1 protein-coding gene and 1 pseudogene are annotated in these 741 nt (G+C 72.5%); both read right to left on the bottom strand.

Going from position 1 to position 741, the window contains the following annotated elements:
* A pseudogene (locus tag A9X04_RS22175) lies at positions 1-347 on the bottom strand (two-component sensor histidine kinase); the annotation flags it as partial.
* On the bottom strand, positions 344-741 hold a 398-nt coding region (locus tag A9X04_RS22170; RefSeq protein WP_197509295.1), incomplete at its 5' end, for a response regulator transcription factor. The gene A9X04_RS22170 and the pseudogene A9X04_RS22175, both read right to left, overlap by 4 nt.

Here is a 741-nt window from a genome sequence, read left to right as displayed (position 1 = left end):
AACAACGGCGGGGGCGGGAGGGACGGCGGCGCCGTCGGGCCGGTCACGGTGTCCGGGCTGATGCCGCGATCCCCGTACGTCGCGCCGTTGGCGGTGATCAGCAGGGCGCGCACCCCGCCGCCGTTGAGTTCGGCGGCCAGCAGATCGGGCGAGGTGCGCGCGGCGTCCAGCGCCTCCGCGCGCGACGCGGCGGCAAGCAGCCGATCGTGCAGGTTTCGCCGGGCGAGCACGCCCAGGCTGACGTCGACGGTGACACCGAGCACCACCAGCAGCATGGCCAGCAGCGCCACCACCACGAGGATCACCCGGCGCTGCAGGGACGGGGTCCGCGTCGATCCGGCCGTCATGATCGCTGGGGCTGCAGCCGGTAGCCGATGCCGCGCACGGTGTGCAGTATCCGCGGCCCGTGGGCTTCGAGCTTGCGCCGCAGGCCACTGACGTGCACCTGGACCAGATTGGGATCGTAGGCGTCGTACCCCCAGACCGCGTTCAAGATCTGGCTTGCGCTGACGATGCGGCCGCGCTGCTCGACGAGGAAGGCCAGCAGCCGTAGCTCGGTCGCGGTCAGGTCGAGACGGCTACCGGCGCGCGCGGCGACACCGGCGTCGGCGTCCAGGGTCAGGTCGCCGACCTGGACGACTTGCGGCAGCCGTCCGCGCCTGCGCAACACCGCGCCCACCCGGGACACCAGTTCGGCCAGCTCGAACGGCTTGATCACGTAGTCGTCCGCCCCGCCGACCA

The organism is Mycobacterium sp. E3247 (assembly GCF_001667785.1).
In the GTDB taxonomy this organism is placed as follows: domain Bacteria; phylum Actinomycetota; class Actinomycetes; order Mycobacteriales; family Mycobacteriaceae; genus Mycobacterium.
This window is presented reverse-complemented; position numbering and strand designations above follow the sequence as displayed.